At 52.5% G+C, this 6,219-nt stretch carries 5 protein-coding genes; all 5 read left to right on the plus strand.

Annotated features, from left to right (window positions below; all coding sequences use genetic code 11):
* The first annotated feature begins 41 nt into the window (after positions 1-41).
* Positions 42-1,274, plus strand: coding sequence for an ABC transporter substrate-binding protein (locus tag AB8B75_RS20310; protein ID WP_405364754.1), 1,233 nt, complete (start codon positions 42-44; stop codon positions 1,272-1,274).
* 63 nt (positions 1,275-1,337) lie between these two features.
* Entirely contained in the window at positions 1,338-2,264 is a 927-nt protein-coding gene (locus tag AB8B75_RS20315; RefSeq protein ID WP_405364756.1) for a carbohydrate ABC transporter permease, read from the plus strand.
* On the plus strand, positions 2,264-3,115 hold the full coding sequence (locus AB8B75_RS20320; protein WP_405364758.1) for a carbohydrate ABC transporter permease: 852 nt from the start codon (positions 2,264-2,266) through the stop codon (positions 3,113-3,115). The genes AB8B75_RS20315 and AB8B75_RS20320 overlap by 1 nt, the downstream gene beginning before the upstream one ends.
* A 35-nt stretch (positions 3,116-3,150) precedes the next feature.
* Positions 3,151-3,831, plus strand: coding sequence for a TetR/AcrR family transcriptional regulator (locus tag AB8B75_RS20325; protein ID WP_405364760.1), 681 nt, complete (start codon positions 3,151-3,153; stop codon positions 3,829-3,831).
* A gap of 6 nt (positions 3,832-3,837) precedes the next feature.
* The gene (locus AB8B75_RS20330) at positions 3,838-5,439 is read left to right on the plus strand and encodes a GMC family oxidoreductase (protein WP_405364762.1); all 1,602 of its coding nucleotides are present in this window, start codon (positions 3,838-3,840) and stop codon (positions 5,437-5,439) included.
* Positions 5,440-6,219 lie beyond the last annotated feature (780 nt).

Genomic DNA, 6,219 nt, shown 5'->3' on the forward strand with positions numbered 1-6,219 from the left:
TAGCCAAGAGAAAATGGCTGTCATAGCGGAGGAGAAAAGTTATGAATTTCGTCAAAACACTAATTTGTGCAGCTGCTGTTGCCGCACTTTCAACGGCGGCAAGTGCCCGGGATCTGGTGATGAACGCCAACACCTCGGACCCGGCACAAAAGCTGGCCATCGAAAATCTGATTGCAGAATTTGAGGCCGAATATCCAGAGATCGACGTGATCTTTAACCTATATGATCACGAAGCCTACAAGGTTGCGATGCGTAACTTCTTGGTATCTGACGCGCCAGATTTGATCACATGGAACGCAGGCAACCGGATGAAGGTCTTTGTTGATCTCGGTTTGTTGGACGATGTGTCTGATGTCTGGGAATCTGAGGGTCTTTACGATTCCATGCCAGCCGTTGTCAGCGCGTCTTCTGTTGATGGCAAGCAGTATGGTGTGCCTTATGCCTACTACGCTTGGGGTATTTATTACCGCAAAGATTTGTTCGAGCAGGCTGGCATCACCGAGGCACCAGCAACATGGGAAGAATTCAAATCCGTTGGTGAGCAACTCAAAGCCGCGGACATCACACCTGTGACGATTGGTACCAAGAACCTTTGGCCAACGGCTGGGTGGTTCGATTTCCTGAACATGCGTGTCAACGGAGCGGAATTCCATGCTGAGATGATGGATGGCAAGGTTGCCTACACAGACGACCGCGTCAAAGTCGTATTTGCGCATTGGGCAGAATTGCTCGAAGCGGATTTCTTTATCGAAAATCACCCAGCTTATTCGTTCCAAGAAGCGTTGCCTTTCATGAACCAGGGCGAAGCGGCCATGTATCTGCTGGCCCCGTTCATTGTGTCGATGTTCCCAGAAGAGGTGCGCCAGAACGTAGAATGGTTCCCGTTCCCAAACATCGATCCGGACATGCCGATTTATGAAGATGCGCCTACTGACAGCTTCCACATTCCTGCAAATGCATCGAATAAAGAAGATGCACGTCTGTTCCTGCGGTTTGCGGCGCAAGCTGACGTTCAGACACGGTTGGCGGGCACGATGGACATGCTGCCTACAAACATCAACGCAACGGTCAAAGACGACCGGTTTGCGCAGGGTGGCTTTGCTCAGTTGAGCCAAGCGACTGGCATCATGCAGTTCTATGACCGTGACACCGATCCGGGTCTGGCCCGCGTCGGCATGCAGGGTTTCCAAGAGTTCATGCAAAACCCAGAGCGGATCGATGCGATCCTTGAGCAAATCGAAGCAGAGCGCGCGCGTATTTACGGCGATCTGTAATCTCATAACGCTCACTCTGGCGCCTTCGGGCGCCAGAGCCCACCCGCTAAGGAGGTATTCATCATGTCTGATTTTTCTGCTGGCACGCCTGTGCCCGTAAGACGACGCCCAAGCTTTTATCGTCGCAACAAGCTTGTGATCACGCCTCTTCTGTTCATCGCGCCTGCATTTGCGATGTTTTCACTCTTTGTAATCTACCCAATTATTCAATCAATCGCGCTGTCCTTTACGCAGTGGCAGGGCATCGGCCCCAAGACATTCATCGGCTTTGATAACTACCGGCAGCTGTGGGACGATCCTGTCTTCTGGAAGGCGCTGGTCAACAACATTTACTGGCTTGTTCTGTTTCTGTTGGCACCTGTAATCGGGCTTTTCGTGGCCCTGTTCCTCAACCAGAAAGTATTCGGCATCCGGCTTGTGAAGTCGTTATTCTTCTTTCCCTTTGTTGTGTCTCAGATCGTGGTGGGCATGATCTTTACGTGGTTCTATGATCCATCCTTTGGTTTGATTGCCGCCATCATAGAACCACTTGGTTGGACAATCCCGTCAATCCTAGCGGATGAAAACTGGGCGACCATCGGTGTCATTTTTGCAGGCCTTTGGCCGCAGACTGCCTATTGCATGATCCTATACCTGACAGGGCTGAATAGTGTGAATCCCGAAATCGTTGAGGCCGCGCGTCTGGATGGCGCCAAAGGCTGGCGGCTGCTGGTGTTTATCGTGCTGCCACAGCTGAAGGCTGCGACCTTCATTGCCATTGTGGTGACAATTATCGGCGCTTTGCGGTCTTTCGATCTTGTCGCAATTATGACCGAAGGTGGTCCTTATAATTCATCAAACGTGCTGGCCTACTACATGTATGACAATGCGATTTTCCGCTACCGCGTCGGCTACGCCGCGGCCATCGCCACCGTCCTCTTCATGATCATGAACGTCTATATCGCTTGGTTCCTCATGCGTCTTCTCAAGTCAGAGAAAGGGTCTCACTGATGTTCCCCCGCCCCATCCAAGAACTAAATCTGTCCAAGCAACGCCTTTACAAGATCGCTTTGCCGATCTCGTTGCTGATCTGGTTGCTGCCAATGATTGCGATTGTCGCAACGGCCGGCCGGTCATTGTCGGATATCAATTTTGGCAACTACTGGGGTATGCCGACTGAGTGGGCTTTTGTGGCGAACTTTACAGCGGTCTTCGACAGCTCGCCCATCCTGATTTATCTGATGAACAGTTTTATCATTACCGTGCCTGCAATCATTGGCGCGCTGTTCTTGTCGACATTGGCTGGAGCAGGTCTTGCGCTGTATCGGTTCAAGTTTCACTTTTTCATCTTTGCGCTTTTTATCGCAGGCAACTTCGTGCCGTTCCAGATTTTGATGATGCCGGTACGTCAGCTGACCCTCGATCTGGGGATATATGATACCTATTGGGGCGTGATCCTGTTCCAGATCGCATTCCAAACCGGGTTTTGTACGTTCTTTATGCGCAACTTCATCGCAGAGCTGCCGTTCGAATTGGTTGAATCAGCCCGTTCCGAAGGGGTCAGTGAATGGAAAATTCTGATCCATGTTATTGTACCGCTTTTGCGACCGGCATTGGCTGCATTGGCTGTGCTGCAATTCACATTCATCTGGAATGACTTCTTCTGGCCACTGATTTTGATCCAATCTGACGAGTTGCGCCCAGTGACCTTGGGTCTAACAACGCTGAAAGGGCAGTTCATCTCTTCTTTCAATCTGCTGGCTGCGGGATCACTGATCGCGGCGTTTCCACCTGTTATGATGTTCTTTGCCATGCAACGCCACTTCATCGCAGGCTTGACTTTGGGGGCGAGCAAAGGTTGACCGAGGGGTATATGTTCCCACGAGAGGCGTCTGCTATGACCCAAGCACCCAAACATAAACCCGTTGGGAAACGCACTGGGCGCAATGCCGATGTGGCCAAGGCAGACCTCATTCAGTCGGCGCGCCGGGAATTTGCGGAAAAAGGGTTCGCGCTTGCGGGCATTGAAGCGATCGCAGAGCCGACAGGCCTGAACAAGAAGATGATCTATCACTACTTTGGGTCAAAAGAGGGGCTCTACATCGCTGTCCTCGAAGAGGCTTATGTCGGTATCCGCGAAATGGAAGAGTCCCTTGGTCTTGATGAGCTTGCCCCTTTGGACGCGATCCAGAAACTGGTTGAGGCAACTTGGGACTACTACGTTGCTAACCCTGCTTTCCTTGCGCTTGTGAACCAAGAGAACCTGATGCGCGCCACGTACCTGAAGAAGTCTGGTGTCGTGAAAATGCGCACCAGCACATTGCTGAACCGCGTGCAAAGTGTCCTAGACCGCGGCGTTGCTGATGGCACGATCCGGTCCGGCATTGATCCGATGCAGTTGAACCATTCGATTGCGGCGCTTGGGTTCTACTATCTCAATAACCGTTTCACCAACGCTGAACTGTATTCTTTTGACCACATGGCGGCGGATGCGCTTGCGACACGTCGCGCATTCAATGTGGATTTCATCATGACTTACGTCATGGCCCACCCTGATAAGCCCAAACCAGAAAAGTAGCGTCCTATGCCCGATCGTGCCTACACACATGTCATTGTCGGGGGCGGCACATCTGGATGTGTCCTTGCTGCGCGGTTGAGCGAAGATGCGTCAACGAATGTCTTGTTGTTGGAATCTGGTGGCCGCGATTGGCATCCTTACATTCACATGCCCGTCGGGTTTTCCAAAGTCACTGGCGGAAATCTGACGTGGGGTTATCAGACGACACCACAAATCCACGCTGGCAATAGGCCCATACCGTACGCGCAGGCTCGCGTTCTGGGCGGCGGAAGTTCAATCAACGCCGAGGTTTTCACACGTGGCGTACCGGCCGATTATGATCGTTGGGCAAATGAAGAAGGCTGCACCGGATGGGCGTTCAAAGACATTCAGCGCTATTTCATCCGCTCTGAGGGCAACACCGCACTCGCCGATGAATGGCACGGAACCGATGGGCCTTTAGGTGTGTCGAACATTGCCAATCCGCAACCTTTGACGCGTGCCTTTGTGATGTCCTGCCAACAGCAAGGTATTCCTTTGAACCCCGATTTTAACGGGGCAAAGCAGGCGGGCACTGGATACTATCAGCTCAATGTTGTCGGTGGTCGCAGGGTGTCTGCCGCGCGCGGGTATTTGGACCCTGCGCGCGGGCGCAAAAACCTTACTATTTTGACAGGCGCAAAGGCACATCGCCTGACCTTTGATGGACACCGCGCAACTGGCGTTGTGTATGAGCGGCGCGGCAAGATCGAAACGGCCACCGCCGAAGTAGAAGTTATCGTCACGGCAGGGGCGATCGGTTCGCCAAAGCTGTTGATGCTGTCAGGAATCGGCCCTGCCAAACATTTACGCGAAGTGGGCATTGAGGTACGGGCAGATGTTGCTGGTGTCGGAGCTAATCTGTCAGATCATGTGAACATTGATTTGGTAGCAGAACTCAAAAACCACCTGAGTTTGGACAAGTACAAAAAGCCGCTTTGGGCTGCATGGGCGGGACTGCAATACGCGCTGTTCAGAACAGGACCAGTCGCGAGCAATGTGGTTGAAGGTGGGTTGTTCTGGTATTCAGGTCAGGATCGCAGCACGCCGGATTTGCAATTCCACTTCCTTTCGGGTGCAGGGGCAGAAGACGGTGTCGCAGGCGTTGCGTCTGGTAAATCGGGGATCACGTTAAACTGCTACGGCTTGCGTCCCAAAGCGCGCGGTTCTGTGCGTTTGTCGTCTGCTGATCCGAATGCCGCGCCGGACATCGATCCCAATTTCTTTGGCGACGCCGATGACCTGCGTGTCACCGTCGAGGGGCTAAAGATAAGCCGAGAGGTCTTTGCCCAACCTGCGCTAGCCAAACATATCAGCCGCGTCGTCTTGCCCGATGAAAGCATAAAATCATACGAAGAGCTGTCTGACTTCGTGCGAAACCATGCGCGCACTTCGTATCATCCAGTCGGGACCTGTCGCATGGGGTCGGATGACAGCGCCGTCGTTGATCCTACCATGAAGGTGAATGGTTTTTCGGGCCTACGGATTTGTGACAGCAGTATCTTCCCAAGTTTGATTGGTTCAAACACCAACGCGCCGACGGCTATGGTCGCTGAAAAGGCAAGTGACATTATGCTGGCGCGGACTTAATTGGCTAAATCCACAATGTATATGCGCAGGTGGAAAAAGACTTCTATACTTTCAACACAGAAACAGGACAAAATGACATCCAAGAGATCATGAATACAACGTCGACGGAGCATAAGATTGTTTGGAATGGCCCGAATCAGGCTATGCCATTCGGCTTTGGACAAAGATTCGATCGCTATCAGTACTTCAACGAACACCCAAAGGTTTTTCTAGAGTTCCTGTCCAGGCAAACCAGCTAAGATCCGCAGTCAATCTCGCCCTACGCGGCGGGGTCGCATGCGCCTCAAAACCTGTCTATTGAGGTTTTCAAATTTTGTGCATTTTCCACAAAAGTCGCCTTTCGAAACCTCCGCAGCATGCGGTAGTTTGGGTTCGCAGCAGACCTCGGATGCGACGCAGCATCAGCCCTTTGCGCACCAATTTGCCTGACACGAGCGGCCCTAACCAGCCGTTCATCGGAAGATACGTTGCCGCATTGCAGCTTCCCTGAAGCGGACGTTGATCGATTGCGCAGCATTTCCAACATTAACGTACACTCATCGGACAAAACGAACGCTTGCAAGCGTAGCCTAAATAACTGCCACGCGACCTCACTTGCTCTAGGTTCGGCGCATTTACACCTATCAATCGCCGCCACCCCGGCGCTTCGCAACGTCTGACAGACCCCGGGCCAACAGGTCGAATACGATCCGGATACGGCGGCTGGTCTGTAACTCCCGATGGGTGACCAGCCAGATTGGAAACTCAAGCGAAGGGAAATCCGGCAAGACCTTCTCTATG

The organism is Roseobacter sp. (genome assembly GCF_045106495.1).
Taxonomy (GTDB): domain Bacteria; phylum Pseudomonadota; class Alphaproteobacteria; order Rhodobacterales; family Rhodobacteraceae; genus Roseobacter.